The organism is Cellulomonas sp. KH9, from assembly GCF_900114185.1.
In the GTDB taxonomy this organism is placed as follows: Bacteria; Actinomycetota; Actinomycetes; order Actinomycetales; family Cellulomonadaceae; genus Cellulomonas.
The window spans coordinates 699,127-725,804 of the sequence record NZ_FOSE01000001.1; the positions used below are offsets into that span (position 1 = coordinate 699,127).

Consider the following 26,678-nt stretch of genomic DNA (forward strand, 5'->3'; position numbering starts at 1 on the left):
CCCCGAAAGCGGTCCCGGCTGGCAGAAACGGTCACAAATCGGGATGGGTTGCCGGCGGCGTCCGCGGCGGTCCGGGCGGCGGGCGGTGGGCGCGCCCGTCACGCCCTCCCGCGAAACGATTCGTCGTCGCGCAAGCCCTTCGACGTGGGCGGTTCGCATGGGATTGTGAACGTACACAACGGCTGGAACGGGACCATGCACCACGCGGCCGTGCGGCGGGCCGACGGCGTCCACCCGCGCGGTCGGCACCGGACGCACCAGGCCTGCACCCGCACCCGGGTGGGACCGCCGTGCCCTCCGGCGACGTGGTGCCCCGGTACGGCCGCGACCCCCGCCGCCCGGCGGGCCCGCAGAGAGGGTGACGCATGACGCACACCACGCGACCAGGGCGGCGGGTGCTGGTCGCTGCGACCGCGGCCGCCGCCATCACCATCACCGGCGTCCTCGCCACGCTGCCGGCGCAGGCCGCCGCGAGCACGCTCGGTGCGGCCGCCCAGCAGAGCGGGCGCTACCTCGGCGTGGCCGTCGCGGCCGGCCGCATGAACGACTCCACCTACATGGGCATCGTCGACCGCGAGTTCAGCTCCGTCGTGGCCGAGAACGAGATGAAGATGGACGCCACGGAGCCCAACCGCAACCAGTTCACCTTCACCAACGGCGACCGGATCGTCAACGACGCCCTCAGCAAGGGCAAGCAGGTCCGCGGGCACACCCTGGCCTGGCACCAGCAGCAGCCGCAGTGGATGGCGAGCCTGTCCGGTCAGACGCTGCGCGACGCGCTGATCAACCACGTCACGCAGGTCGCGTCGCACTACAAGGGCAAGATCTACGCCTGGGACGTGGTCAACGAGGCGTTCGCCGACGACGGGCGCGGCAGCCGCCGTGACTCGAACCTGCAGCGCACGGGCAGCGACTGGATCGAGGCCGCGTTCCGCGCCGCACGCGCCGCGGACCCCGGGGCCAAGCTCTGCTACAACGACTACAACACCGACGGGATCAACGCGAAGTCCACCGGCGTCTACACCATGGTCCGGGACTTCAGGTCCCGCGGCGTGCCGATCGACTGCGTCGGCTTCCAGTCGCACCTGGGCACCGGCGTGCCCAGCGACTACCAGGCGAACCTGCAGCGGTTCGCCGACCTGGGCGTCGACGTGCAGATCACCGAGCTCGACATCGAGCAGGGCTCCAACCAGGCCAACGCCTACCGGCAGGTGGTCCAGGCGTGCCTGGCCGTGTCGCGGTGCACCGGCATCACCGTGTGGGGCGTGCGCGACTCGGACTCCTGGCGCACCGGGGCCAACCCGCTGCTGTTCGACTCCTCGGGCAACAAGAAGGCCGCCTACACCGCGGTGCTCGACGCCCTGAACGCGGCGCCTCCGACGACCCCGCCTCCGACGACGGCGCCTCCGACGACGCCGCCACCCACCAGCCCGCCGCCCACCAGCCCGCCGCCCACCAGCCCGCCGCCGGACCCCGGCACCGGGACGTGCAGCGTGGTCTACACGGTCACGGCGCAGTGGCCCGGAGGCTTCACCGCGGACGTGCGCATCACCAACCGCGGTGCCGCGCTCACCGGCTGGACCCTCGGGTTCGCGTTCCCCGGCACCCAGTCCGTGCAGCAGGCGTGGAGCGGTGTGGCCACGCAGAACGGCAACCAGGTGACCATCAGGAACGCCGACTACAACGCGTCGGTCCCCAGCGGTGGGACCGTGCAGCTCGGCTTCAACGGCGTGTTCTCCGGCAGCAGCAACCCGGTGCCGACGGCCTTCACGCTCAACGGTGCGGGCTGCAACGGTGCGGTGACCCCGACCCAGCAGCCGACGTCGTCGCCGTCGACGAACCCCACGACGCCGCCCCCGACGACCCCGCCGCCCACCACGCCGCCGCCGGCGACGTGCACGCTGCCGTCGACGTACCGCTGGTCGTCCTCCGGTGCGCTCGCCCAGCCGCGCTCCGGGTGGGTCTCGCTGAAGGACTTCACGGTCGCGCCGGTCGACGGCCAGCAGCTGGTCTACGCCACGACGCACGACACCGGCACGCGGTGGGGGTCGATGAACTTCGGCCTGTTCTCGAGCTGGTCGCAGATGGGATCGGCGAGCCAGAACGCGATGCCGTTCAGCGCGGTCGCGCCGTCGCTGTTCTACTTCGCGCCGAAGAACGTCTGGGTGCTGGCCTACCAGTGGGGCGGCCCGGCGTTCTCCTACCGGACCTCGACCAACCCGGCCGACGTGAACAGCTGGGGTCCGCACCAGAACCTGTTCACGGGCTCGATCAGCAGCTCGGGGACCGGTCCGATCGACCAGGCGCTCATCGGTGACGACCGGAACATGTACCTGTTCTTCGCCGGCGACAACGGCCGCATCTACCGGGCGTCCATGCCGATCGGGAACTTCCCCGGCAGCTTCGGGTCGAGCTACAAGACGATCATGACCGACACCAAGAACAACCTGTTCGAGGCGGTCCAGGTCTACAAGCTCGCCGGTCAGCAGCGGTACCTCATGATCGTCGAGGCCATCGGCTCGCAGGGCCGCTACTTCCGGTCCTTCACGGCCACCAGCCTGGACGGGCAGTGGACCCCGCAGGCCGCCACCGAGTCGAACCCGTTCGCCGGCAAGGCCAACAGCGGCGCCACGTGGACGAACGACATCAGCCACGGCGAGCTGCTGCGCACCAGCGCGGACCAGACCATGACGGTCGACCCGTGCAACCTGCAGCTGCTCTACCAGGGCCGCAGCCCGAGCTCGGGCGGCGACTACGGGCTGCTGCCGTACCGTCCGGGGCTGCTCACGCTGCAGCGGTAGCCCGGGCGGTCCCACCGGCATCCGGTCCGCACCGTCGCCCGTGAGGGTGGCGGTGCGGACCTCGGGGCCCGGTCTCGGAGCCGGGGAGGGCCGGGCGGCAGGGGCCGCCCGGCCCGCTCCGTGCGGGCGGGGTCGCCGACCGGTCGCCCGTCACGGTGCCGGTCAGGCGGGCGGGCGGCCGCCCGTCAGCTCGGGCAGCGAGGCCGCGATGGCCTGGGTGTCCGGGTGCTGCGGGTCCCGCAGGACGTCCCGCAGCGGGCCGGACTCCACGAACGTGCCGTCGGCCAGCACCAGCACGCGGTCGGTCAGGCGGTCGAGCAGCCGCACGTCGTGCGACGCGACCAGCAGCCCGATGCCGTCCGCGCGGACCAGGGCGCGGATGTCGTCGGCGATCTCCTCGCGCATCGACTGGTCGACGGCGGTGAGCGGCTCGTCGAGCAGGAGCAGGTCGGGCCGGGTCGCCAGGGCCCGGGCGATCGCGACGCGCTGCCGCTCGCCGCCGGACAGCGTGCCGACGCGCCGCGTGACGAAGCGGATGGGCAGGCCCACCACGGCCAGCGCCGCCTCGACGTCGTTGCTCGTGGTGCGACCGGCCTTCCGGGCCTCCTTGAACGCGTCGAGGATCGTCTCCTCGACCGTGCGCTGCACGTCGATCCCGGCCAGGCCGTTCTGGTGGACCGTGCGCAGGCGCGCCTTGACGTCCTTGCGGCGCCGGCGCGGGGTCTTGCCGACCGGCACCCCGCCGAGCGTGACGTGCCCCTGGCCGGCGCGCATGCCGCCGCCCAGGATCTCCACGAGCGTGGACTTGCCGACGCCCGAGCGTCCGAGCACGCCCAGGGCGTCGCCCGGACGCAGGGTGAGTGAGACGCCCGCCAGCACGGGCGGGCCGCCGTAGCCGGCCCAGACGTCGGTGGCCTCGAGGACTGCGGGGGTGCTGCTCATGCGTCGGTGCTCGTCTCGTCTCGTCGTGGCGCCGTCCTGGCGCGCCTGCTGGTCCCAACGTACGGCCCCGCCGGATGGATCCCCGCCACCACCGTCCGGCACACGTCGACGTCCGCCGGGAGGGACGGCGGACGCCGGGTGGTGGCGCGCCGGCCGGCGGGCGACGGGGGGCAGCCGCGGGCCCGTGCGCGTCGGGCGCACCAGGTGGTGCTGCGGTGGCGCCGCCTGATGCCGAGCAGGGTCCCACCCGCTGTCAGCAGGATGCCGTTGACCAGGGGCAGAGCGGTCGCGTCGGTCCCGGTCGACGCCAGGGCGCGGTCACCCGTGGTGGTGGCCGGCGCCCCCGCCCGGCGGCGCCCCGTCCCCGCCCGGCGGCGCCCCGTCCCTGCCCGGCGGCGCCCCGTCCCTGCCCGGCGGCGTGCCGTCCTCGTCGCGGGACGACCGCCCGCCCGTCGTGTCGTCCGGGTCCACGACGACGAGCTGGCCCATCATCCCCTGGTCCTCGTGCAGCAGCAGGTGGCAGTGGAACATGTACGGCACATCGGGGTCCGCGTAGTCCTCGAACCGCATGATCAGGCGGTACGTGCGGTTCGGTGCCAGGTAGACGGTGTCCTTCGCGCCGGCCAGTGCCGGCGGCGGCGCCTCGCCGTCGATGTCGAGGACCCGCATCTGCACGTCGTGCACGTGCAGGCTGTGCGGGAACGCGTTGCGGTTGCGGACCTCCCACACCTCCGTGGTGTCGAGCTCGGCGGTGACGTCGATGCGGTCCATGTCCATGCGGCGGCCGTTGATCGAGCGGTCCTGCAGCTCGAAGGTGCGCGTCACGTCCGCGTCCGCGGCGGACAGCGGCTCCAGGGTCGTCAGGGTCGACGCCACCTCGGGTGACGGGGCCAGGGTGGGCGCGGCGCGCAGCTCCAGGACGTCGAAGGTGTCCTGCGCGCCCATCGCGAAGCCCGCGACGACGCGCCCCAGGTCCGGTGGGTACGAGCGCAGCCGCACGGTCTCGCCGGGTGCCGCCGTGACGACGACCTCCGCCCGCTCGCCGGGCGACAGCTGGACGCGGGTGGTGGGCAGCGGCTCGGGCAGCAGGCCGCCGTCGGACGCGACCTGCAGGAACGAGCGGTCGTCCTCGAACCCGAACGCGTACGTGCGCGCCGTCGACCCGTTGAGCAGCCGCAGCCGCACCCGCTGCGTCGTCACCGGCAGGTGGGCGCCGCGCACGCCGTTCGTCGTCACCAGCGAGCCCAGGACCCCGAGCTCGCCGCCGGACATGTCGAGCGACCCGTCGCGGTCGACGTTCCGGTCCTGCACGACCACCGGCACGTCGTCGACGCCGTACTCCGTGGGCAGGCCCACGTCCGGCGCGGCGGGGTCGTCGAGCAGGAAGAACCCGGCCAGCCCGCGGTAGACGTGCTCCTGCGTCTCGCCGTGCGGGTGCGGGTGGTACCAGAGGGTCGCGGCGGGCTGGTCGACGCGCCAGGTCGGGCGCCACGTGGCACCGGGCTCGACGCTCTGGTGCGGGCCGCCGTCCATCGCGGCGGGCAGGTGCATGCCGTGCCAGTGCACGCTCGTCGCCTCGGGCAGCGTGTTGCGGACCTCGACGGCCACCTGCTCGCCGCGTGCCGCCCGCAGGGTGGGGCCGAGCAGGTCGCCGTCGAACCCCCAGGTGGGGGTGTCGACGCCGGGGGTGAACTGCGTCGAGCCCTCCTGCGCGGTCAGCCGGAAGGTGCGGGTGCCGTCGGCGGCGACGCGCGACGGTGCGAGCGGGGGGACGGGCAGCGGGACGTCGAACGTCTCCGGCACGTCGACGGCCGAGACGGACACCTCGCTGCAGGCGCCTGCGCCCGCGGCCACCAGGAGGGCGACGGCCGCGGCCGCGGCGAGCCGACGCGCACCTCGGGCGCGACTCACGGCTGTCGCCCCCGCGTCCTCTGCAGCCCGCTGCCGAGCAGCCCGGTGCCGGCACCGAGCAGCGTGACCCACGTGAGCTCGAAGACGCCGGCCACGACGAGCAGGGCCGGCGACAGGTGGGCGGCACCGGACACGACCGACACCGCTGCGAGGACGGCGCCGTAGGCGAGGCCGGCGAGGGTGCCCGTGAGGACGGGCCGGGGGGTGTCGCGCAGGCCGAGGACGGCGACCCAGACGACCAGGGTGACGGACAGGACGACTGCCGCGAGACCTGGCTCGGGCATGTGCGTGACCGCGAGCGCGGGCCACAGCAGGACGGTCGCGGCGAGTGCGGCGACCACGCGGCCGCGCACCCGTCGGCGCGCGGTGAGAGGGACGGACCGGCTGGTCAGCGGTGTGTTCTCCATGCCTCTCGACGCTAGGCAGCCGCGGTCCGGGGGGAGTCCGGCAGGTGTCGTCGACACGGCTCGTCGGTCGTCGACGCGTGGTGTCGTCGGGAGGCGACATCCGGCGTCGACATGCCGGGGATGTCCCGGAGGGTCCGGTGTTCCTACGCTCGGGGTGTGACCGCACCGCTGACGCCGCGTGCGACCGACCTCGGGCTCGCGCTCGGGACGGTCGCCGTCGTCGCGCTCACCATCGGCGCGGGCGTCGAGGCCGAGCGGGAGCCGTCACCCGTGGCCTACGCGTTCGCCGTGGGGTTCGGTGCCGTGCTGCTCGTGCGCCGGCGGTGGCCCGTCGCGGTCCTCGTCGTGACGGTGCTCGGGATCTTCGTGTACTACGCGCTCGGGCACCCCGCGATCGGCCAGGCCCTGCCCGCGGCGGCCGCCCTGTACTCCGCGGCCGAGCTGGGGCGCACCCGGGCCGCGCTCGTGGTGGGGGCGGTGCTCGTCGGCGTGGCCGCGTACTTCCGCATCGCCGAGGGGCTGCCCGTGAGCTACCTGCTGAGCTACGAGCTGCTCACCAACGTGGCGCTCGTCGTGGCAGCCGTCGCCCTGGGCGAGAGCGTGCGCGCGCGGCGCCGGTCGCGGGAGGACCAGGAGCGGCTGCGGGTCGCCGCGCTGGCCGAGCAGGCCGCCGACGCGGAGCGCCGCATGGAGGCGCAGCGCGTGCGCATCGCGCGCGACCTGCACGACAGCATCGGGCACACCGTGTCCGTGGTCGCGGTGCACGCGGGCGTCGCCGCCGAGGCCGTGGGCCGGGACGACGCGCTGGCCGCCGCGTCGATCGCGCAGGTGCGCGACGCGACCGGTGCGACGCTGCGCGAGCTGCGCGCGACGGTCCGGCTGCTGCGCGCGTCGCACGAGGAGGCGGCCCGCGGTGCCGTCGGCCTGGCGGGGGTCGGCGCGCTCGCGGCGTCCGCGCGCGCCGCCGGCCTCGACGTCGACGTGCGCCTCGACGTCCCGGACGGCGCGGTGGACGGGGCGATCGACGCCGGCGCGTACCGGATCGTGCAGGAGGCGCTGACCAACGTGCTGCGGCACGCCGACGCCGCGCGGGTCACGGTCGCCGCCGCGGTCGCCGACGGGTGGCTGGACGTGCGTGTCGACGACGACGGCGCCGGGCCGGTGGGCGCCGGGACACCCGCCGGGCAGGGGTTGCGCGGCATGGCCGAGCGCGCCGGGCTGCTCGGCGGGACGCTCGTCTCCGGGCCGGGCGCCGGCGGCGGCTTCGCGGTGCACGCCCGGCTCCCCGCGAGGCTCGACGCATGATCGGCGTCGTCCTGGCCGACGACCAGGAGCTGCTGCGCGCCGGCCTGCGGGCCCTCGTCGAGCGGGACGGCGACATCGCCGTGGTGGGGGAGGCCGCGACCGGGCGCCAGGCCGTGGCGCGGGTGCGCGAGCTGCACCCCGACGTCGTCCTCATGGACGTCCGCATGCCCGACCTCGACGGCATCGACGCGACCCGTGCGATCGTCGACGACGCCGCGCTCGCGGGCACGGCGGTGCTGGTGCTCACCACCTTCGACGAGGACGAGAACGTGTTCGCCGCCATCCGCGCCGGGGCCGCCGGGTTCCTGCTGAAGGACGTCGCCCCCGACGAGCTGCGGCAGGCGGTGCGGACGGTCGCCGCGGGCGAGGCGCTGCTCGACCCCGCCGTGACCCGGCGCGTCATGCGGGCCGCCGCCGCGCGGCCGCCCGCCGCCGACACGGCACCCCTCGGGGTGCTGACGGACCGCGAGCGGGAGGTGCTGCGGGAGATCGGCCTCGGCCGCTCCAACCAGGAGGTCGCCGACCGGCTGCACCTCAGCCCCGCCACCGCGCGCACGTACGTCTCGCGGCTGCTGACCAAGCTCGCCGCGCGCGACCGCTCCCAGCTGGTGGTGCTCGCCTACCGCACGGGCCTGGTGGGCGCGCCGCTCAGCGACGACGCGCCACCAGGACCGCGTCGCGGACGGTGACCTCGACCCCGTCGTGCTCGATGGTGCGCTCGAGCACCTGCGGCTCGATCGACGCCCAGTCCGCCGGGTCGAGGTCCGCGGCGACCTCGTCCGCCGTGTGACCGAGCCGCGCCAGGTGCGGGCGCGGCACGGGCCCGTCGAGGTCCGACGGGTCGTGCCCGACGACGAGCAGCGTGCCACCCGGTGCCACGGCCTGCGCCAGCGGGCGCCACCACCGCTCACCCTCGGCGTGCAGGTAGTGCGACGTCACCAGGTCGTACCGCTGCGACGGCGCCCACGTCCGCAGGTCGGCCTCGACCCAGGTGACGTCGAGCCCGCGCCGCGTCGCCTCGGCCGCGCCCCGGTCGAGCGCGGTGCGCGACGCGTCGACCGCGGTGACGCGCCACCCGTGCGCGGCGAGCCACACGGCGTCCCCGCCCTCGCCCGCTCCGGCGTCGAGCGCCGTCCCGGGCGGCAGGTCGGACGCGAGCTGCACGAGCGAGGCGTTGACCCGCCCGCTCCACAGCCGCTCCTGCGAGCGGTACCGCTCCTCCCACCAGGCGGGGTCGAGCGGCTGGTCACCGAGGTCGTCGTGGTCGTGCGCGTGCTGCTGGGCGGGCTCCGCGTGGGTCCGGTGGTGGTCGGCGTGCACGGGCGTCTCCTTCGGTCGACCTCACCGCGGGGTGAGGGAACGGGTGGGGGAACGGGTGGGGGCGGGAGGGGTCAGGCGCGGGCCGCGGCCACGTCGGCCGCCACGAGGGACGCGTTCACGTGGGCGCCGGCCAGCGAGCCGGCCGCGATGCTCGACGGCAGCGCGTGCTGCGGGCCGGTGACGTTGCCCGCCGCCCAGACGCCCGGCACGGACGTGGCCCCGGTCGGGTCCACCGTCACGGCGCGGCCGACGTCCTCGCCCAGCATCTCGAGCGCGGTCGTCGCCAGTCCCAGCCCGTCGACGACCGTGCCGTCGAGCACGGCCCGCGAGCCGACGAAGACGGCGTCGCACGGCACGACCTGCCCGTCGGCGAGGACCAGGCCCGTGAGGGCGTCCTGCTCCACCCGGACCCCGGTGACCCGCCCGGGGACGACGCGCACCTCGCGCGCCGCGAGGTCGGCCCACTCGTCGGTGCCCGGCTGGAACGCGCCGTTCGGCAGGAGCGTGACGTCGGCGCTGAGCTGGCGGACCAGCAGCGCGAGGTGCACCGCGCGCGGCCCGGTCGCCAGGACGGCGAGCGCGCGGTCCCGCACCTCCCAGCCGTGGCAGTACGGGCAGTGCAGGGCGTCCCGGCCCCAGCGCGCGGGGAGGCCGGGCACGTCGGGCAGCTCGTCGCGCATCCCGGTGGTGACGACGAGGCGCCGCGCGCGGTGCGTGACACCGTCGGCGGTGTCGACCTCGAAGGCGGGCTCGCCGGGACCCACCGTCCCCGTGCCCACGGCGCGTGCCGCGACGACGCGCCCGGTGACGAGCTCGACCCCGTAGCGGGCGACCTCCTCGCGGGCGGTCGCGAGCAGCTCGGCCGGCGGGGTGCCGTCGCGGGTGAGCAGGTTGTGCGCGTGCGGGGAGGTCGCGTTGCGGGGCTCGCCCGCGTCGACCACGCGGACGGTGCGGCGGGAGCGACCCAGGCTCATGGCGGCGGCGAGCCCGGCGGCGCCGCCCCCGACGACGAGGACGTCGACGGGGTGGGGTGCTCGGGTGGTCGGCATGGCACGAGCGTGCGCCCGGGGGTGCTGCCTTGACAAGCGTGTTTGCCATGACGGCAAATGGGTCCGTGGACGACCTGGACGCGGTGCTCGGCACGCTCGGACCCCGGCTGCGGGCGCTGCGCGAGCAGCGCGGGGCCACGCTGGCGGACGTCGCCGCTGCCACCGGCATCTCCGTCAGCACGCTGTCGCGCCTGGAGTCCGGGCTGCGCCGCCCCGCGCTGGAGCTGCTGCTGCCGCTCGCGCGGTTCCACGAGGTGACGATCGACGACCTGGTCGACGTGCCGCACGGGGACCCGCGGGTCGTCTCGCACCCGACGGTGCGGCACGGCGTCACCTACGTGCCGCTCAGCCGGCGCGCCGAGGGGCCGCGTGCGTACCGCCTGGTCTACCCGCCCCGCACGCCCGCGCAGGGCGGTGAGCCGCGCGTGCACGAGGGGTACGAGTGGCTCTACGTCCTGCACGGCACCCTGCGCCTGGTGCTGGGCGGCCGTGAGCTCGACCTCGTCCCCGGCGAGGCGGCGGAGTTCGACACGCGCGTGCCGCACTGGCTCGGCAACGTCACGGACGAGCCGGTCGAGGTCCTGGCCCTGTACGGGCCCCAGGGCGAGCGGATGCACGTGCGCGCCCGCCCGCGGCGCCGCGAGACCTGAGCGCCCGGCGGTGCCGCGTCGTCACCCCAGCGCGGCGGCGACCACCAGCAGCACGGGCACGCACAGCACGGTGGTGGCCAGGCCGGTGTCCCGGGCCAGCGCCTCACCGCGGCGGTACTGCATCGCGTAGACCAGCACGTTCTGCGCGGTGGGCAGCGCGGCCATCGCGACCACGGCGAGCAGGGCCTGGGCGGGCAGCCCGAGGGCCGTCCCGACGCCCCAGGTGAGCACCGGGTGCACGACCGACCGCAGCCCGACGGCCAGGGCCAGGTCGCGGCGCGGTGCGGCGTCCGCGGTGGTGCGCGGGGCGGCGAGCGACATGCCGAACGTGATCAGCGCGAGCGGTGCGGCCGCGGCGCCGACGAGCGCGAACGGCTGCAGCACGACCTCCGGCACCGACCACGGCAGCGCCGCGAGGACGAGCCCGGTGAGGGTCCCGACGATGATCGGGTTGCTCAGCGTGCGGCGCGCCACCGCGGCCACCCGCATCCCGACCGGGGCGGGGGCGCGGCGCCCGGCCGGCCCCGCGCCGACGTCGTCCGGCCCGGTGGCGTCGAGCGGCGGCGCGGGGCGGGCGTCGAGGACCGCGAACGCCACGGGGGCCAGGACGAGGAGCTGGAAGAGCAGCGTGGGCACGACGGCGACGGGGTCGTCGAGCAGGTACACGGCGAGCGGCAGGCCGATGTTCCCGGCGTTGACGTAGGACGAGGCGAGGGTGCCGACGGTGACGTCGGCGGCGGGCCGGTGCCACGCGACCCGCAGGACGAGGACGGCGACCAGCGCGACGAGCGCCGTGGAGGTCCAGGTGACGACGGCGGCGCGGGACACCAGCAGGTGCAGGTCGGCGTGGGCGACCGTCGACAGGAGCAGCGCGGGTGCGGCGACGGCGAACACGACGCGGGCGAGCACGGGGGCGGCCCGGTCCCCGAGCACGCGCCACCGGCCGAGCAGCCACCCGAGCGCGACGACCGCGCCCATGGTGCCCAGGGCGGCGAGGACGGCGCTCACGGGCGGGCCCGGCGTGCGGCCGTCGCCGGGCGGACCGTCGCCGGGCGTGGCGGGGCGTCGGGGGGCGTCCGGGGCACGCGACGATCCTCGCACGCACACCCACGACGTAGGAAAGCGCTTGCCCTCCGTGCGTGCGACGTGCGACGATCCCCGCGTCGGCCCGACGCCCGCCGCCGCGGGCCCGGCCCGGAGCCGTCGTCGGGCTCCCCGGCACGCACCACCCCGCCGCACCGGCGCGCCGGGACCGCGCCCGCGCGCCCGCCACCGGTGCACGACCCAGGAGGGCACCGATGCCGCCCGTCGCGCTCGTCACCGGAGGAAACCGCGGGATCGGGCTCGGCATCAGCCGTCGCCTGGTCGCGGACGGGTTCGCCGTCTCGATCCTGGCCACGCGCGAGGAGCCCACCGACGTGCTGACCGAGCTGCGCGAGGCCGCCGGCGACCCGGCGCTCGTCCGGTACGTCCGCGGGTCCGTCGCCGACCTCGACGACCACCGCCGCTACGTCGCCGACGCCGTCGACGCGTGGGGTCGCCTCGACCTGCTCGTCAACAACGCCGGCGTCGCCCCGACCGTCCGCGCCGACCTGCTCGACGCGACGCCCGACTCGTTCGACCGGGTGCTGGGCATCAACCTGCGCGGCCCGTACTTCCTCACCCAGGAGTTCGCACGGCGCGTGATCGAGCTGCGCGGCCCGCTCGACGCGCTGCCCGAGCCGCCCGCGGGACCCGTCGCGACGGTCGTCAACGTCTCCTCGATCTCGGCGACGACCGTCTCGACGAACCGCGGCGACTACTGCGTCTCCAAGGCCGGGGTCGCGATGGCCACGCAGCTGTGGGCCGTGCGCCTGGCGCCCGAGGGGATCGTCGTCCACGAGGTGCGGCCGGGCGTGATCGCGACCGACATGACCGCGGGGGTCACCGAGAGGTACGACGCGCTGATCGCGCAGGGCCTCGCACCGGTCAACCGGTGGGGCCGGCCCGCCGACGTCGCGGGCGCCGTCGCGCTCCTCGCGTCCGGGCAGACGCCGTACTCGACCGGCGAGGTCTTCCACGTCGACGGCGGCATGCACGTCCCGGTCCTGTGACGCACGGAGGCGACGACCTGATGAGCACCGACCACACCCGCGGCCCCGAGCACCCGCGCACCCCGCACGACCCGCGACCCCTGCGCGTCGCGGGCCACGACGTCCCCGTCGTCACGGCCACCACGGTCGTCGTCGGCACCGGCTCGGCCGGGTACTGCGCGGCCGCGCGCCTCGTGCAGCTCGGCCACGACGACGTCGTCATGGTCGCCGACAAGATCCACGCGGGCGCGTCGCGCAACGCGGGGTCGGACAAGCAGACGTACTACAAGCTCACGCTCTCCGGCGGCGACGACGACTCGGTGCACGAGATGGCGCGGACGCTGTTCAGCGGGGGCGCGATGGACGGTGACGTCGCGCTGGCCGAGGCCGCGCTGTCGGCGCGCGGGTTCCTGCACCTGGTCGACCTCGGGGTGCCGTTCCCGCAGAACCGCTTCGGGGAGTTCATCGGCTACAAGACCGACCACGACCCGCGCCGCCGCGCCACGTCGGTCGGCCCGTACACGAGCCGGACCATGGTCGAGAAGCTCGAGGCGAAGGTCCGCGCGGACGGCACGCGCGTGCTGGACGAGTGCCGGGTCGTCGACGTCGTCACGGTGCCCGACCCCGACGCCGGGCCCGGTGCGCGCCGGGTCGCGGGCCTGCTCGTCCTGCGCACCGACGTGCCGCACGACGGCGCCGCGAGCCCGTGGCTGCTGCTGCGCTGCACCAACCTCGTCTACGCGACGGGCGGCCCGGCGGGGATGTACGCCACGCGCGTGTTCCCGCACGGGCAGTGGGGCGCCTCCGGTGCGGCGTACCGCGCGGGCGTGCACGGCAGGAACCTCACCGAGTGGCAGTTCGGGCTCGCGTCGACCAGGCCGCGGTGGAACGTCTCCGGCTCCTACATGCAGGTGGTGCCGCGCTTCGTGTCCACCGACGCGGACGGCGGCGACGAGCGCGAGTTCCTCACCGAGGCGGTCCCGGACTACGGCCGGCTGCTCACGCTCGTGTTCCTCAAGGGCTACCAGTGGCCGTTCGACATCCGCAAGGCGCGCGACGGGTCGTCGCTGATCGACCTGCTGGTGCACCGCGAGACGGTCCTGCGCGGGCGGCGGGTCTTCCTCGACTTCCGCCGCAACCCCGTCCGCGACGACTTCGACGCCACCGCGATGAGCCCCGAGGCCCACCGGTACCTGGAGCAGGCCGGCGTCCTGGGCGGCACGCCGATCGAGCGGCTGCGCCGCATGAACGAGCCCGCGTACCGCTTCTACCTGGACCGCAACCCGCGCGTGGACCTGGAGCAGGACCTGCTCGAGGTGGACGTCTGCGCGCAGCACAACAACGGCGGCCTGGTGGTCGACGCCTGGTGGCGGTCCAACGTCGCGGGTCTGTTCCCGGTGGGGGAGGCGGCCGGCGCCCACGGCGTCTACCGCCCGGGCGGCGCGGCGCTCAACAGCGGGCAGGTCGGCGCGACGCGCGCGGCGCAGTACATCGCGGCCCGGCGCGGCCACGCCCCGCTCGACGACGCCGCGTTCGCCGCCGCGGCCGGGCCGGTGCTCGCGGGAGCGCTCGACCTCACGGCCCGCGCGACCGGACGGGCGGCGGCCGGCGTACCCGACAACACCGGCGACCTGCTGCGTGCCGTGCAGGAGCTGATGAGCCGCCAGGCCGGGCCGGTGCGCTCGGACGCCTCGGTCCGCGACGCGCTGGAGCAGGTGCACGCGTGGCTCGGCGGGTACGACGACCTCGTCACGGCCGACGCGGGGTCCCGGCGGGCGGTGAACCGCACCTTCCTCGTCCGCGACGTGCTGACCAGCGCGTACGTGTACCTCTCGGCGATGGCGGACTACCTGGCGCACGGCGGGCGGTCCCGGGGGTCCGTGCTGTACACCGACCCCGACGGGCAGCTGCCGGCGGCAGGGCCGGACGACGACCCGCTGGACCTGCCGGACGTGTACCGGTTCCGCCTCGACGCGGGCGCCCTCGACGACGAGGTCCAGGAGGCGGCGTGGGTGCCGCCCGGTGGGGCGCCTCCCGTCACCGACGACGGCCGGGCCTTCGCGCCGGTCGTGCCGCGCGCCGCCGACGACCCCGCAGGGCTGCCCGTCTTCCGGTGGCGACCGCGGCGTCCCGTGCCGGAGGACGACGACTTCTTCGAGAACGTCTGGCGGGAGTTCCGCGAGCACGGCAACGTGCCCTGACCGGTCGCCGGGCGTCCGTGGTGTGCAGGACGCCCGTGGCAACCTCGAGCTGGTGGGCCGGGCGTTCGACGAGGCCACGCTGCTGGGGCTCGCGTACGACGTCGAGCAGAGCACGCGGGCCCGCACGTCGCCCGCGCTGTACGGGCCGCTGCCCTGAGCCACCGCGGGTCCCCGGACCCGCCGCGCACGACGACCCCCGTCCGGGCACCCGGGCGGGGGTCGTCGCCGTCCTCCGTCGGGAGACCTCCGGTCGGGCCCGTGCCCTCACCAGCCCGGCGCGCTCGCCCGCCGTGTCCGGGTCGCGGACGGGACGGGGCGCTGGCGGGTGGTGAGCGGGTAGCGTGCGGGACGTCGTGACACGGGGTGCCGCATCCGCGGCTGAGATCACACCCGTCGAACCTGATCTAGGTCGCACTAGCGAAGGGATGTCGCGCATGTCTCCCATGCGTCCGCTGCCGTCTGCCCTCCTCCCGCACGCCGTGCCCGGTGTGCCCGCCCGGCGAGGTCCCGGGGCCGGCTGACCGGCCCACGCCCGGCCCGCGTGACGTGACGCGGGCCCGGCGTCGTCGTGCTCGACCGACCCCGCCCCCGCGGCGGACGGCCCCGCACGCCTCCGCGCACGTCCCTGCCGCCCGCGTCGTCGTGGCGGGGGTGACGTGCGCCCGGAGGCGGTGCCGTCATGCCCGCACCGACCACCGGAGACCCCTGTGCCCGCAGCCCTCGCCGGTCCGACCCCGGCTGCACCCACCGACACCGACCCGAGCGTGCACCCGTGGCGGTGGGCGGCCGCCACCTGCGACCACCGGTGGACCGTGCTCCCGGTCACGCACGACGTCCGTGAGGGCGTCGCGCTCGCGGACGAGGTCGTGACGCCGGCCGGGCCGGGCGACCCGGTGGGCGTCGGATGAGCGGCGGGCGGCGCACCGGGTGGTGGCGCACCGGGTGGTGGCGCCCGTGGGGGAGCCTCGTGGTCCTCGGTGCCGCCTGGGGCGTGGTCACCGCCATGGGCGGGGTCGACCCCCGGGTGCTGCCCGCGCCGGTCGACGTCGCGCGGGCGGCGGCCGACCTGGTGGCCACCGGGACGCTGCTGCCCGCGCTCGCGGTCAGCGTGGGCCGGCTCGCGGCGGGTGCGCTGCTCGGCACGGCGGCCGGGCTCGTCCTCGGGCTCGTGGCGGGGCTGTCGCCGGTGGGCCACGACGTCGTCGACCGGCCCGTCCAGGCCGTGCGGGCCGTGCCGTTCACGGCCCTGACCCCGCTGCTCGTCGTGTGGTGGGGGCTGGGCGAGACGCCCAAGGTGCTGCTCGTCGTCCTGGCGAGCGCCGTGCCGGTGTACGTGGCGACCGTCGCCGGCGTGCGGGGCGTGGACCCGCGGCTGCGGGAGGTCGCCGCGGCGCAGCGCGTCGGACGGTGGGCCACCGTGCGACGCGTCGTGCTGCCCGGTGCGCTGCCCTCGGTGCTCGCCGGGGTGCGGCTCGCGCTGGGCACCGGCTGGGTCGCGGTGATCGTCGCCGAGCAGGTCGCGACCGACCGCGGGGTCGGGGCGCTGCTCACCGACGCCCGGACGTGGGCGCGCACCGACGTCGTCCTCGTCTGCGTCGCGCTGTACGCGGCGCTCGGCCTGGTCACCGACGCCCTGGTCCGCGGCGTCGAGCACCGCGCGCTGCGCTGGCGCGCACCCACCCCCGGGGTCCCACCGGCAGACCGACCGCCCAGCCCGTCCACGCCCGCCGTCGCGCCCGCGCGACGTCCCACCGAGGAGCCCGCATGACACCGCCCGTCCTCCCGCACCCCACCCGACCGCGCGGACGCCGAGCCGTGCCCACCGCCCTGGCCGCCGTCACCGCCCTGCTGCTGGCGGGCTGTGCGGCGGCCGGCGGCGCGGCGGCGCCACCGACGGCCGCGGCCGGCACCACCCTGCGGGTCGGCCCCCTGTCGACGCAGAACCTGCTCACGCTCGCGGTCGACGACGGCCTGCTCGGGCAGCACCTCGCGGACGCCGGCACCGGGCTGGAGGTGACCCCGCCGTTCGCGGCGTTCGCACCGGCGGCCGAGGCGCTCGCCGCCGGCCACGTGGACGTCGTCTCCGGCTCCACCACGGCCGTCGTCGCCGCGCTCGCCGGCGCGCCCGACCTCGTCGTGGTGGCCGTCGAGCACGACGCGGGCGACACCCAGGGCATCGTCGCCCACGGCGACGTCCCGGACGTGGCCGCCCTGGCCGGGCGCTCGGTCGCGGTGAACCGCGGCGGCACCGGGGAGTACCTGCTGCGGCTCGCGCTGCGGGAGGCGGGCCTGACGCCCGACGACGTGACCGTCCGGCACCTCGCGCCCCCGGACGCGGCGAGCGCGTTCGCCGCCGGGCGCGTGGACGCGTGGGCGACGTGGGACCAGTACCTCGTCGGCGCGCAGGCGCTGCCGGGCGTGCGGACCGTGGCGCTCGCGCGCGACCTGGCGTCGGACAACCGGACCGTGCACGTCACGACGCGTGACGTCGTCGAGCGGCACCCGGCCGCCGTCGCGGCGCTGTACGACGCGCTCGTCGCGGAGGCCGACGCGCTGCGCGCCGATCCCGGGCGCCGGACCGAGGCGTACCGGGCGGCGGGTGCGGACGACCGGGTCGCGACGGCCCTCGGCGCGCTGGCGACGCCCGACGTGCGGCCCGCCGACGCGGGGTTCGCCGCCGAGCTGGTGCGCGTCGCGGCGCTCTACGCCGAGGAGGGGATGGTGCCCGGCCCGGTCGACGTCACGGGGGTCGCGGTCGATGCGACGCGGCTGGCCGGCGGCCCGGACGGCGGCGCGGGGTCGTGAGCGTGCGGGTGCGCGGGCTGCGCCGCGCGTTCAACGGTCGGGACGTCCTGGCGGGCCTCGACCTCGACGTGCCGGCGGGGGCGTGCGTGGCGGTCGTGGGGCGCAGCGGCGGCGGCAAGTCCACGCTGCTGCGCGCGCTGGCGGGCCTGGACCCGGGGGCGCGGGCGGACCACCTGGCGGTCGCGGACCCGACGGCTGTCGTGTTCCAGGAGCCGCGGCTCCTGCCGTGGGAGCCGGTGTGGCGCACCGTCCTGCTCGGGCCCGGTCCCGTGCCGCGCGCGGCCGACCGCCCGCGGGCGCTCGCGGCGCTCGCCGAGGTCGGGCTCGAGCACCTGGCGGACGCGTGGCCGCTGACGCTGTCCGGCGGGGAGGCGCAGCGCGTCGCGCTGGCCCGTGCGCTGCACCGCGAGCCGCGCGTGCTGCTGCTCGACGAGCCGTTCGGTGCGCTCGACGCCCTGACCCGCCTCGGGGCGCACGCGCTGCTGCGCGACGTGCGCGCGGCGCGTCCGGTGGCCACCGTGCTGGTCACGCACGACGTGGACGAGGCGCTCACCCTGGCGGACGAGGTCCGGGTGCTCGACGGCGGCCGGCTGACCGCCGCCGTCGAGCCCGGGTCGTCCGACGCCCGCGGGGTCCTGCTGGAGCGGCTGGGGGTGCCGCGGTCGGTCAGAGGGCCGAGTCGCGCATGGTCCCCGTGAGCCCGCCCTCGAGGTGCACGACGAGGCACTGGACCACGTCGTCGCCCTGCGACCAGCTCTCCGGGGTGGGGGAGAGGTAGGTGTAGTCGAGCGTGGAGTCCTCGTACGCCGTCCCGACGAAGCCGGCGAACGCGTCGTAGCAGAACTGGTCGGCGTACGTCGGGGTCTCGGCCTCGGCGTCCTGGGCCAGCGCCAGGTCGCTCTCGTGCTGCTCCTGCGTGAGCGTCGTCTCGGCGTAGATCTCGGCGTCGTGCTGCTCGGCGCACGGCACGGTCGGCAGCGACGCGAACTCGGTGGTCTCCTTCGACTCCGCGAGGTAGTTGAGGCAGTCGCCCACCTGCAGCGAGAAGACGTCGGCCTCGGCGGACGCGGTGATCTCGCCGCCGGGCTCGTCGCGCTGCGCGGCCTCGGGGCTGTCGCCCAGGACGGCGTCGACGACGGCGCCGCAGCCCGTCAGGGTCACGGTGAGGGCGACGGCGAGGGCGATGGCGGCGCGCGGGCGCCGGGTACGGGAGGTCACGGCGAGCAGTGAAGCAGCCGTCCGGTGCGGCCGTGACCGTGTCGGATCTCGATCCGGTGACGATCCCGGGAGCGGGCTGTGAGACGTGTCACAGGTGCGGCAGGACGTGCCGCACGTGCCGCTCCGCCATCGTGGCGAGCGTCCGCCCGGGGGGTGCCGCCCACACGTCCTCGTGGAAGATCTCGACCTCCACGTCGCCCGTGTAGCCCGCGTCGCGGACCCACCGCGTGATCGTCGCGAAGTCCACGTACCCGTCGCCCACGTGCCCGCGGGAGTGCAGCGGGTCGGCCGCGAGCGGCAGCACCCAGTCGCACACCTGGTACCCGGCGAGGCGCCCCTCGGCGCCGGCGCGGGCGATCTGCCGCGCCAGGTCCGGGTCCCACCACACGTGGTACGTGTCGACGACGACACCGACGACGGCGGGGTCGAACGGGGCCGCCAGGTCGAGCGCCTGGCCCAGCGTCGAGACCACGGCGCGGTCGGCCGCGAACATCGGGTGCAGCGGCTCCAGCACGAGCCGCACGCCGTGCTCGGCCGCGTAGGGCGCGAGCGCGGCGATCCGGTCGGCGACGCGCTGCCGGGTCGCGACGACGTCGCGGGCCGGGTCGTCGGGGCCGTCGGCGGCCGGGGCGCCGGTCGGGTGGGGCAGGGCCGGGTACGGGAGGGCAGCGCCACCCGGTGCCGACGCGGCGGGCAGCCCGCCGACGACCAGGACCAGCTCGCGGGTGCCGAGCATCGCCGCCTCGCGGACCGCGAGCCGGTTGTCGTCGAGGGCGGCGCGGGCGGCGTCGTCGTCGGCGGTCGTGAGGAACCCGCCGCGGCACAGCGACGAGACCCGCAGGCCGTGGTCGGCGACGACCGTCGCCGCGACGTCGGCGCCGACCTCCTGCACGCGGTCGCGCCACACGCCGATGGACGACAGCCCGGCGTCCGCGGCGGCGGCCGCCGCCTGCGCGAGGGTCAGGTGCTTGGTCGTCGCGGTGTTGAGCGACAGCCGGGCGAGGTCCGCGCGGCGGCCGGGGGCCGCCTCGCCGACCGGGGCGACGGGTGTGCTCACAGCACGATCTCGGGGACCTCGAGCCGGCGGCCCTCGTCGGACGAGCGCAGGCCCAGCTCCGCGAGCTGCACGCCGCGTGCGGCCGACAGCAGGTCGAACCGGTGCGGGCGGCCCAGGGCGACGTCGACGAGGAACTCCTCCCACTGCGCCTTGAAGCCGTTCTCGAGCTCCGCGTTGGCGGGGACCGGCAGCCACTGGTCGCGGAACCGCTCGGTGGTCGGCAGGTCGGGGTTCCACACGGGTCGCGGCGTGGCCGACCGGGGCTGCGCGACGCAGTGGAACAGACCGGCGACGGCCGATCCGTGGGTCCCGTCGACCTGGAACTCGACGAGCTCGTCGCGGTGCACGCGCACCGCCCACGACGAGTTGATCTGCGCGACGACGGGGCCGCCGTCCGGGGTCTCGAGCTGGAAGATCCCGTACGCCGCGTCGTCGGCCGTGGCCTCGTAGGCCTCGCCGCGCTCGTCCCAGCGGGTGGGGACGTGGGTCGCGGTCTGCGACGTCACCGTGCGCACGCGCCCGACGATCCCCTCGAGCACGTAGTTCCAGTGGCAGAACATGTCGACGGTCATGCCGCCGCCGTCGGCCGCGCGGTAGTTCCACGACGGCCGCTGGGCGGGCTGCACGTCGCCCTCCCACACCCAGTACCCGAACTCGCCGCGCAGCGACAGGATCCGGCCGAAGAAGCCCTCGTCGACCAGGCGCCGCAGCTTGACCAGGCCGGGCAGGTACAGCTTGTCGTGCACGACGCCGGCCGTGACGCCGGTCGTGCCGCGCAGCCGGGCGAGCTCGACCGCCTCGTGCAGGGTCTCGGCGGTGGGCTTCTCGGTGTAGACGTGCTTGCCGGCCTTCATCGCCGCGGTGAGGGTGGCGGCCCGCAGGCTCGTCATCGAGGCGTCGAACACGACGTCGGTGGCCGGGTCGTGGATCGCGGCCTGCAGGTCCGTGGTCCAGTGCTCGACGCCGTGCCGCTCGGCGACGGTGCGCACCTTCTCGGCGTCGCGGCCGACGAGGACGGGCTCGACCTGCACGCGCGTGCCGTCGGGCAGCACGACGCCGCCCTGCTCCCGGATCGGCAGGACCGAGCGCAGCAGGTGCTGGCGGTAGCCCATGCGGCCGGTGATGCCGTTCATGGCGATGCGCAGGGTGCGCGTGGTCATCGTCGTCTCCGTGGGTCGCGGCGTCGTCGCCTGTCGCCGGGTCGACCCGGCAGGAGGAATGCGCTTTCCCGCACTGTAGCGGCACGCCCCCGCCCCCCGTCAACAGGCACCGCCCTCCCGCGGCGGAGGGGTGGGCAGCAGGTCGGGCCGCGGTGCGCAGCGGGTAGGGCGCGGTGCGCAGCGGGTAGTGCGCGGTGCGCAGGGGGAGAGGCCCGGTGCGCAGCGGGTAGTGCGCGGTGCGAGGGTCAGCGCGCGGTGCGCACGGGGGTGAGGTCGCGCAGCGCGGACGTGACGGCGTCCCGGAACGGCGTCGACGCCGCGACCGCCTCGGGGAACACCTCGCGCAGCGCGAACAGCCCGCCGACCGGGTCCGGGCCGGCGACCGCCTCGGCCAGCTGCGGCGCGAGCGGGTCGTCGAGCGCCACGGTGCGCCCCGAGACGACGAGCTCGCCCGCGGCCGCGGCACGCACGTACGCGACCCACCCGGCCACGGCGTGCGCGGCCGCGTGCGGGACGGCGCCGGCGGCGAGCCGGTCGGCCACGGTCCCCAGCAGGCGCACGGGCAGCTTCTGCGACCCGTCCATGGCGACCTGCACGGTGGTGTGCCCCGTGCGGGGGTTGGCGAACCGGTGCAGCACCTCGTCCCGGTACGCGTGCAGGTCCGTGCCGTCGGGTGCGACCAGCGTGGGCAGCACGTCCTCGTCCACCAGCGCGCGGGCCAGGGCCTCCAGGTGCGGGTCGGCGACGGCCTCGGCGATCGTCGCGTGCCCGCCCAGCGCGCCCAGGTACGCCAGCGTCGAGTGCGTCGCGTTCAGCACCCGCAGCTTCGCGCGCTCGAACGGCGCGACGTCGTGCGTGAACGTCACCCCCGCGCGCTCCCACTCCGGGCGGGGTCCGGCGAAGTCGTCCTCGACGACCCACTGGAGGAACGGCTCGCCCACGACCAGCGCCTCGTCGTGCAGGCCCAGCAGCCCCGCGGCCTCCGCGCGGTGCGCGTCCGTCGTCGCCGGCACGATGCGGTCGACCATCGTCGACGGGAAGCGCACGCTCGCGGCGACCCACGCGGCCACGTCCTGCGCCCCGTGCACGGCGGCGAGGCCCTGCGCGACGAGGCCCGCGAGCACTGCGCCGTTGTCGGTGAGGTTGTCGCAGCACACCACCGTCAGCGGCGCGCCGGACGTGCGGTGGCGGCGCACGAGCCCGCGCAGCAGCATCCCGATCGCGGTCCGGGTGGGCGTCCCGTCGTCCCGCGTCAGCTCGGTCGCGGCGGCCGCGAGGTCCGCGGCCACGTCCGGCGCGGCGGCGTCGATCCCGCCGTCGGCCGCACGCCGGTACCCCTTCTCCGTGACCGTCAGGCTCACGACGTGCGTCGTCGGGGCCGCGATCGCGTCGAGGACCCGCGCGGTGTCCCGGCCGGGGAAGGCGACGTCGCGCACCGACCCGACCACGCGCAGCGTCGACGCCTGCGCCCCGGCCGTCAGCACGCCGTACAGCCCGTCCTGCGGGCGGAGCTGGTCGACCACGCGGGGGCTGCGCTGCGTCACGCCGAGGATGCCCCAGTCGGTCCGGCCGGTCGCGGCGGCGGCGTCCTCGGTGCAGACGGCCTGGTGCGCCCGGTGGAACGCGCCGATGCCGAGGTGCACCTGGCCCACCGTGAGCGCGCGGGGATCGACCGCCGGGCCGCGCACGGCGTCGGGCAGCCCGTGCGCGGTGCGCTGCGCCCAGGTGTCGGCGGACAGGCGGGGCAGGCTCATCGGGTCTCCGGGGGTCGGGGTGGTGGTGCGGTGGTGCCGCGCACCACCAGCTCGACGGGCAGCACGGTGCGCGGCGCGTCGCCGTCGTGCGGGGTCAGCAGCAGGTCGACCGCGGTGCGCCCGAGCCGGGCCAGCGGGACCGCGACGGTCGTCAGGGAGGGCGTCACGAGCGTCGCGACGGGCGCGTCGTCGAACCCCACCACGGACATGTCCTCCGGGACCCGCACCCCGCGCGACCGGAGCCGGTCGAGCACGCCCAGCGCCATGAGGTCGTTGTAGGTCAGGACGGCGGTCGCACCGCCGGCGACCGCGAGGTCGGCGGCCCCGACGCCGCCGGCGAACACCGGGGCGTGCGCGCCGAGGTCCAGCACCTCGAGGTCCAGGTCGAGCGCCGCCAGGCCGTCCCGCCGCCGGGCGTCGGACCAGGACCCGGCGGGGCCGCCCGCGTAGGCGACGCGCCGGTGGCCCAGGGCATGCAGGTGGCGCGCCGCCTGGCGCAGGCCGTCCCGGTTGTCGACGACGACGGACGGCAGGTCGGCGCCCTCACGGTTGACCAGCAGCACGGGCCGCCCGTCGGCGGCGACCGCCGCGAGGTCGTCGGCGGACATGCGCGGGGAGCAGAGCAGGACTCCGTCGGCCTGCGCGCCGAGCTGCGCGACGAGCTCGGCCTCCAGGCGGGGGTCCTCCTCGGCGTCGGCGACGACCACGGCGTGCCCGGCGGCACGGGCCCGCGACTGCACGGCCTTGGCGACGGCCGAGAAGAACGGGTTCTCGAGGTCCGGCACGACGAGGCAGAGGTGACCGCTGCGTCCGGTGATGAGCTCACGGGCCGCGCGGTTGGGCCGGTAGCCGAGCTCGCGCGCGATGCGGCGCACGAGCTCGCGCCGCTCGGGGGCGACGAGGTCCGGGGCGGACAGGGCGCGCGACGCGGTCGCGGCCGAGACACCGGCGGCACGTGCGACGTCGCGCAGCGTGACGGCCATGGGTGCTCCTCCGCGTCGGTGCCGGCGCCGTGCGGTGGCGCCGGGCGCGGCCCGACGCGCCTGCCCGCGCAGACGATGAAAGCGATTGCAGCACGCCGGTCGCGGCGGGGGCAAGTGCCCGGTGCGGTCCTTGCGTCAGGGTGGACACGGTGGCATGGTCGGGCCTGCAAACGTATTCATCGACGCGGTCGACACCTGTCGTCCGCACCGTGGGGCGCACCGCCGCGCCGTCGCGGACCGCGCCGGAGGACCTGATGCCCGACACCGCAGCCGCCGCCCCCTGGGCGCTGCACCCCGACCGCGCGCTCCCCGCCGACCCCGTGACGCGGCCCGTCGCCCGGCAGATCCTCGAGGCCACGCGCACGCTGCCCATCGTCTCCATGCACGGCCACGTCGACGCGGGCCTGCTGGCCCGCGACGAGCCGTTCGGGGACCCCGCCTCGCTGCTCGTCGTCCCCGACCACTACCTGGTGCGGATGCTCGTGTCGCAGGGCGTCCCGCACGACGCGCTCGGCGTCCCGCGGCGCGACGGCCGGCCCGTCGAGACCGACCCCCGCGCCGTCTGGCGCACCTTCGCCGCGCACTGGCACCTCTTCCGCGGCACGCCCACGCGGTTCTGGATGGAGCACGTGCTCGTCGACGTGCTCGGCGTCACCGAGCGGCTCTCCGCCGCCACCGCGGACGCCGCGTACGACACGATCGCGGCCCGCCTCGCGGAGCCGGGCTTCCGGCCGCTGGCGCTGCTCGACCGCTTCGGCATCGAGACCATCGCGACCACCGACCCGGCCTCGGCGACCCTCGCCGACCACGCGGCGCTCGCCGCCCGCGGCTGGGGCGAGCGGATCGTCCCGACCTTCCGCCCGGACGCCGTGCTGCACGTCGACCGCCCCGGCTGGGCGCAGGACGTCGAGCTGCTCGGTGAGCGCGCCGGCACCACGATCGGCTCCTACCGCGACTACCTGCGGGCGCTCGAGGCCCGCCGCTGGGCGTTCGTCGACGCGGGCGCGCGGGCGACCGACCACGGTCACGTGCTGGCCGACACGACGCCCATGGACGAGACCGACGCCGCGGCGGTGTTCGCGGCCGCGCTGCGCGGCGACGTCGACGCGGCCGCGGCGCGGGCGTTCTCGGCGCACATGCTGTTCGAGATGGCGCGCATGTCCACGCAGGACGGCCTGGTCATGCAGCTGCACCCCGGCTCCCTGCGCGACCACGACCCGCACGTGCTGGCCGTGCGCGGCAACGACGTGGGCTACGACATCCCCGTGGCCACCGAGTACGTGCGCGCGCTGCGCCCGCTGCTCACCGCGTTCGGCCACCACCCGAACCTGCGGCTGGTGCTGTTCACGCTCGACGAGGACACGTTCAGCCGGGAGCTGGCGCCCCTCGCCGGGGTCTACCCCGCGGTCCGGCTCGGCGCCCCGTGGTGGTTCCTCGACACCCCCGACGGCATGCGGCGCTTCCGTGAGGCCGTCACCGACACCGCCGGGTTCGCCAACACCACGGGGTTCGTCGACGACACCCGCGCGTTCCTGTCGATCCCGGCGCGGCACGACCTCGCGCGGCGCATCGACGCGGGCTACCTGGCGCGGCTGGTCGTCGAGCACCGCCTCGACCTCGACGAGGCGCTGGAGACGGCCGTCGACCTGGCCTACGGGCTGCCGCGCACCGCGTACGCCCGGCCCCCGGTCGGGACCGTCGCGCGTCCCGCCGCCGTCCCCGCGCCGGAGCGTCGGGCCGCCGGCGACTGACCGGGCGCCCACCGCGCCCGGTGCCCGGCGCCGTGACGGGGGCGTGACCGGCCACGCGGCACCTGCGCGTGCCCTAGCCTTCGACCATGGCCGCCAGCGTGACCCTGAGCGACGTCGCCCGAGAGGCGGGGGTGTCGCTCGCGACCGCGTCGCGGGCCATCAACGGCAGCGCCACGCGCACGGTCCGCCCGGACCTGCGGGACCGGGTGCTCGCGGCCGCGGAGCGCCTGCGGTACACGCCCGACGCCAACGCGCAGGCCATGGCACGCGGCCGCACGACGTCGGTCGGCCTGGTGGTGCACGACATCACCGACCCGTACTTCTCGTCGATCGCGGCGGGCGTCACCGGCGCCGCCGACGCCGCGGACCTGCAGGTCACGCTGACCAGCACGCAGCACCAGCCCGAGCGTGAGGTCGAGCTCGTGCGGCTGCTGCAGCGGCAGCGCGCCCGCGCGGTGGTCGTCGCCGGCAGCCGGTACGACGACGACGAGGCGAACGACGTCATGCGCACCGCGCTCGCCGACTACGCCGCGGCGGGCGGGTCGGTCGCGCTGGTCGGGCAGCCGGTGCTGGGCGTCGACACGGTGGTCGTCGAGAACGCCGCGGGGGCCGCGGCCCTGGCCCGTGCCCTGCACGCGCGCGGCTACCGGCGCCCGGCCGTGCTGGGTGGGCCGCTCACGCACCTGACCGCGCGGGAGCGGCGCGAGGCGTTCGCGGACGTGTTCGCCGCCCTGGGGTCCCCGGTGGACCCCGCGCACGTGCTGCCGGGGGAGTTCACGCACGAGGGCGGCGAGGCGGCCATGCGCGAGCTGCTGGCCGTGGGGGCGGACGTCGACGTCGTGTTCGCGGTGAACGACGTCATGGCGCTCGGCGCCCTGGCCGCCGCCCGTGACCTGGGCGTGCGCGTGCCCCAGGACCTCGCGCTCGCGGGGTTCGACGACATCCTCACGCTGCGGGACGTGGTGCCGCCGCTGACCACCGTCCGCGTGCCGCTCGTGGAGGTGGGCCGGCTGGCCACCGAGCTCGCGCTCGCGGACCGGTCCGCGGAGCCGCGCGTGACCACGGTGCCCACGGAGGTCGTGCTGCGCGCCTCGACCCCGGAGCGCACCTCCTGAGGTGCGCCGCCTGAGGTGCGCCGCCTGAGGTGCGTCGCCCGAGGTGCGTCGCCTGAGGTGCGCCGCCCGAGGCGGGTGCACCACCCGCCCACCCGGTCGTCCGCGGCCTACCGCGGCGACGTGCGCGGTGCCACGCTCGACCCATGAGCGCGCGGGCAGGGAGCGGGCGGGCAGGCG

At 76.3% G+C, this 26,678-nt stretch carries 24 protein-coding genes and 1 riboswitch; of the genes, 13 read left to right on the forward strand and 11 right to left on the reverse strand.

Annotated elements, in window-relative coordinates:
• Positions 1 to 365: 365 nt before the first annotated feature.
• Complete coding sequence (locus BMZ16_RS03075) at positions 366 to 2,801, forward strand: non-reducing end alpha-L-arabinofuranosidase family hydrolase (protein WP_089798111.1); 2,436 nt, start codon at positions 366 to 368, stop codon at positions 2,799 to 2,801.
• Between the two features lie 162 nt (positions 2,802 to 2,963).
• Here BMZ16_RS03075 and BMZ16_RS03080 read toward each other — a convergent pair whose 3' ends face one another.
• The 3 genes from BMZ16_RS03080 to BMZ16_RS19645 all read right to left on the reverse strand — a co-directional run bounded on the left by BMZ16_RS03080 (position 2,964) and on the right by BMZ16_RS19645 (position 6,061).
• On the reverse strand, positions 2,964 to 3,743 hold the full coding sequence (locus BMZ16_RS03080; protein ID WP_089798112.1) for an ATP-binding cassette domain-containing protein: 780 nt from the start codon (positions 3,741 to 3,743) through the stop codon (positions 2,964 to 2,966).
• 318 nt (positions 3,744 to 4,061) lie between these two features.
• Complete coding sequence (locus tag BMZ16_RS03085) at positions 4,062 to 5,654, reverse strand: multicopper oxidase family protein (protein ID WP_143082736.1); 1,593 nt, start codon at positions 5,652 to 5,654, stop codon at positions 4,062 to 4,064.
• Entirely contained in the window at positions 5,651 to 6,061 is a 411-nt protein-coding gene (locus tag BMZ16_RS19645; RefSeq protein WP_143082737.1) for a hypothetical protein, read from the reverse strand. Before BMZ16_RS19645 ends, BMZ16_RS03085 begins: the two co-directional genes overlap by 4 nt.
• Positions 6,062 to 6,217: 156 nt before the next feature.
• Between BMZ16_RS19645 and BMZ16_RS03090 the strand changes: the two genes are divergently transcribed.
• Complete coding sequence (locus BMZ16_RS03090) at positions 6,218 to 7,366, forward strand: sensor histidine kinase (protein WP_255366318.1); 1,149 nt, start codon at positions 6,218 to 6,220, stop codon at positions 7,364 to 7,366.
• Positions 7,363 to 8,055: a response regulator transcription factor gene (locus BMZ16_RS03095; RefSeq protein WP_089798115.1), complete on the forward strand. Its 693-nt coding sequence runs from the start codon at positions 7,363 to 7,365 to the stop codon at positions 8,053 to 8,055. Before BMZ16_RS03090 ends, BMZ16_RS03095 begins: the two co-directional genes overlap by 4 nt.
• On the opposite strand, the gene BMZ16_RS03100 is transcribed toward BMZ16_RS03095, so the two are convergent.
• Both BMZ16_RS03100 and BMZ16_RS03105 read right to left on the reverse strand, forming a co-directional pair.
• Entirely contained in the window at positions 8,015 to 8,686 is a 672-nt protein-coding gene (locus BMZ16_RS03100; protein WP_089798116.1) for a class I SAM-dependent methyltransferase, read from the reverse strand. The genes BMZ16_RS03095 and BMZ16_RS03100 overlap by 41 nt on opposite strands.
• Before the next feature lie 71 nt (positions 8,687 to 8,757).
• Positions 8,758 to 9,735 (reverse strand): NAD(P)/FAD-dependent oxidoreductase, encoded by a 978-nt coding sequence (locus BMZ16_RS03105; RefSeq protein WP_089798117.1) that lies wholly within the window; start codon positions 9,733 to 9,735, stop codon positions 8,758 to 8,760.
• Between the two features lie 47 nt (positions 9,736 to 9,782).
• Here BMZ16_RS03105 and BMZ16_RS03110 point away from each other — a divergent pair, with 47 nt between their 5' ends.
• The gene (locus tag BMZ16_RS03110; protein ID WP_177199571.1) at positions 9,783 to 10,385 is read left to right on the forward strand and encodes a helix-turn-helix domain-containing protein; all 603 of its coding nucleotides are present in this window, start codon (positions 9,783 to 9,785) and stop codon (positions 10,383 to 10,385) included.
• Positions 10,386 to 10,406: 21 nt separating this feature from the next.
• On the opposite strand, the gene BMZ16_RS03115 is transcribed toward BMZ16_RS03110, so the two are convergent.
• On the reverse strand, positions 10,407 to 11,393 hold the full coding sequence (locus tag BMZ16_RS03115) for an AEC family transporter (protein ID WP_089798683.1): 987 nt from the start codon (positions 11,391 to 11,393) through the stop codon (positions 10,407 to 10,409).
• A 290-nt stretch (positions 11,394 to 11,683) separates the two neighbouring features.
• On the opposite strand from BMZ16_RS03115, the gene BMZ16_RS03120 reads away from it, so the two are divergent.
• The 7 genes from BMZ16_RS03120 (at position 11,684) to BMZ16_RS03145 (ending at position 18,161) form a co-directional block, all read left to right on the forward strand.
• A complete protein-coding gene (locus BMZ16_RS03120; RefSeq protein ID WP_089798119.1) occupies positions 11,684 to 12,478 on the forward strand; it encodes a 3-ketoacyl-ACP reductase in 795 nt (264 codons plus the stop codon).
• Positions 12,479 to 12,498: 20 nt separating this feature from the next.
• Positions 12,499 to 14,658, forward strand: a complete 2,160-nt coding sequence (locus BMZ16_RS03125; protein ID WP_089798684.1) for an FAD-dependent oxidoreductase — start codon at positions 12,499 to 12,501, stop codon at positions 14,656 to 14,658.
• 22 nt (positions 14,659 to 14,680) lie between these two features.
• On the forward strand, positions 14,681 to 14,815 hold the full coding sequence (locus tag BMZ16_RS19650) for a hypothetical protein (protein WP_255366319.1): 135 nt from the start codon (positions 14,681 to 14,683) through the stop codon (positions 14,813 to 14,815).
• A 192-nt stretch (positions 14,816 to 15,007) separates the two neighbouring features.
• Positions 15,008 to 15,101: riboswitch (TPP riboswitch) on the forward strand.
• Between the two features lie 264 nt (positions 15,102 to 15,365).
• A complete protein-coding gene (locus BMZ16_RS03130; RefSeq protein ID WP_089798120.1) occupies positions 15,366 to 15,566 on the forward strand; it encodes a hypothetical protein in 201 nt (66 codons plus the stop codon).
• Positions 15,563 to 16,426 carry an ABC transporter permease gene (locus BMZ16_RS03135; RefSeq protein WP_089798121.1) on the forward strand — a complete coding sequence of 288 codons (864 nt, stop codon included), beginning with the start codon at positions 15,563 to 15,565 and terminating at the stop codon, positions 16,424 to 16,426. Before BMZ16_RS03130 ends, BMZ16_RS03135 begins: the two co-directional genes overlap by 4 nt.
• Complete coding sequence (locus BMZ16_RS03140) at positions 16,423 to 17,463, forward strand: ABC transporter substrate-binding protein (RefSeq protein ID WP_089798122.1); 1,041 nt, start codon at positions 16,423 to 16,425, stop codon at positions 17,461 to 17,463. Before BMZ16_RS03135 ends, BMZ16_RS03140 begins: the two co-directional genes overlap by 4 nt.
• Positions 17,460 to 18,161, forward strand: coding sequence for an ABC transporter ATP-binding protein (locus tag BMZ16_RS03145; RefSeq protein ID WP_218143300.1), 702 nt, complete (start codon positions 17,460 to 17,462; stop codon positions 18,159 to 18,161). The genes BMZ16_RS03140 and BMZ16_RS03145 overlap by 4 nt, the downstream gene beginning before the upstream one ends.
• Here BMZ16_RS03145 and BMZ16_RS03150 read toward each other — a convergent pair.
• From BMZ16_RS03150 to BMZ16_RS03170, 5 genes are all read right to left on the reverse strand, one after another.
• Positions 18,130 to 18,681, reverse strand: a complete 552-nt coding sequence (locus BMZ16_RS03150) for a septum formation family protein (protein ID WP_089798124.1) — start codon at positions 18,679 to 18,681, stop codon at positions 18,130 to 18,132. The genes BMZ16_RS03145 and BMZ16_RS03150 overlap by 32 nt on opposite strands.
• Positions 18,682 to 18,769: 88 nt before the next feature.
• Entirely contained in the window at positions 18,770 to 19,738 is a 969-nt protein-coding gene (locus BMZ16_RS03155) for a sugar phosphate isomerase/epimerase family protein (RefSeq protein ID WP_089798125.1), read from the reverse strand.
• The gene (locus BMZ16_RS03160) at positions 19,735 to 20,898 is read right to left on the reverse strand and encodes a Gfo/Idh/MocA family protein (protein WP_089798126.1); all 1,164 of its coding nucleotides are present in this window, start codon (positions 20,896 to 20,898) and stop codon (positions 19,735 to 19,737) included. The genes BMZ16_RS03155 and BMZ16_RS03160 overlap by 4 nt, the downstream gene beginning before the upstream one ends.
• A 245-nt stretch (positions 20,899 to 21,143) precedes the next feature.
• Positions 21,144 to 22,652 (reverse strand): mannitol dehydrogenase family protein, encoded by a 1,509-nt coding sequence (locus BMZ16_RS03165; RefSeq protein ID WP_089798127.1) that lies wholly within the window; start codon positions 22,650 to 22,652, stop codon positions 21,144 to 21,146.
• Positions 22,649 to 23,635, reverse strand: coding sequence for a LacI family DNA-binding transcriptional regulator (locus tag BMZ16_RS03170; RefSeq protein WP_089798128.1), 987 nt, complete (start codon positions 23,633 to 23,635; stop codon positions 22,649 to 22,651). Before BMZ16_RS03170 ends, BMZ16_RS03165 begins: the two co-directional genes overlap by 4 nt.
• A gap of 254 nt (positions 23,636 to 23,889) precedes the next feature.
• Here BMZ16_RS03170 and uxaC point away from each other — a divergent pair, with 254 nt between their 5' ends.
• Both uxaC and BMZ16_RS03180 read left to right on the forward strand, forming a co-directional pair.
• Positions 23,890 to 25,386, forward strand: a complete 1,497-nt coding sequence (gene uxaC, locus BMZ16_RS03175) for a glucuronate isomerase (RefSeq protein WP_089798685.1) — start codon at positions 23,890 to 23,892, stop codon at positions 25,384 to 25,386.
• A gap of 86 nt (positions 25,387 to 25,472) precedes the next feature.
• Entirely contained in the window at positions 25,473 to 26,501 is a 1,029-nt protein-coding gene (locus BMZ16_RS03180) for a LacI family DNA-binding transcriptional regulator (protein WP_089798129.1), read from the forward strand.
• Positions 26,502 to 26,678: the final 177 nt, after the last annotated feature.

Coding starts and splice junctions, on each gene's coding strand:
- BMZ16_RS03095 (WP_089798115.1), top strand. CDS start 7,363: ATGATCGGCGTCGTCCTGGCCGACGACCAGGAGCTGCTGCGCGCCGGC.
- BMZ16_RS03160 (WP_089798126.1), bottom strand. CDS start 20,898: ATGACCACGCGCACCCTGCGCATCGCCATGAACGGCATCACCGGCCGC.
- BMZ16_RS03180 (WP_089798129.1), top strand. CDS start 25,473: ATGGCCGCCAGCGTGACCCTGAGCGACGTCGCCCGAGAGGCGGGGGTG.
- BMZ16_RS03140 (WP_089798122.1), top strand. CDS start 16,423: ATGACACCGCCCGTCCTCCCGCACCCCACCCGACCGCGCGGACGCCGA.
- BMZ16_RS03125 (WP_089798684.1), top strand. CDS start 12,499: ATGAGCACCGACCACACCCGCGGCCCCGAGCACCCGCGCACCCCGCAC.
- BMZ16_RS03075 (WP_089798111.1), top strand. CDS start 366: ATGACGCACACCACGCGACCAGGGCGGCGGGTGCTGGTCGCTGCGACC.
- BMZ16_RS03165 (WP_089798127.1), bottom strand. CDS start 22,652: ATGAGCCTGCCCCGCCTGTCCGCCGACACCTGGGCGCAGCGCACCGCG.
- BMZ16_RS03120 (WP_089798119.1), top strand. CDS start 11,684: ATGCCGCCCGTCGCGCTCGTCACCGGAGGAAACCGCGGGATCGGGCTC.
- BMZ16_RS03170 (WP_089798128.1), bottom strand. CDS start 23,635: ATGGCCGTCACGCTGCGCGACGTCGCACGTGCCGCCGGTGTCTCGGCC.
- BMZ16_RS03105 (WP_089798117.1), bottom strand. CDS start 9,735: ATGCCGACCACCCGAGCACCCCACCCCGTCGACGTCCTCGTCGTCGGG.
- BMZ16_RS19645 (WP_143082737.1), bottom strand. CDS start 6,061: ATGGAGAACACACCGCTGACCAGCCGGTCCGTCCCTCTCACCGCGCGC.
- BMZ16_RS03135 (WP_089798121.1), top strand. CDS start 15,563: ATGAGCGGCGGGCGGCGCACCGGGTGGTGGCGCACCGGGTGGTGGCGC.
- BMZ16_RS03110 (WP_177199571.1), top strand. CDS start 9,783: ATGACGGCAAATGGGTCCGTGGACGACCTGGACGCGGTGCTCGGCACG.
- BMZ16_RS03080 (WP_089798112.1), bottom strand. CDS start 3,743: ATGAGCAGCACCCCCGCAGTCCTCGAGGCCACCGACGTCTGGGCCGGC.
- uxaC (WP_089798685.1), top strand. CDS start 23,890: ATGCCCGACACCGCAGCCGCCGCCCCCTGGGCGCTGCACCCCGACCGC.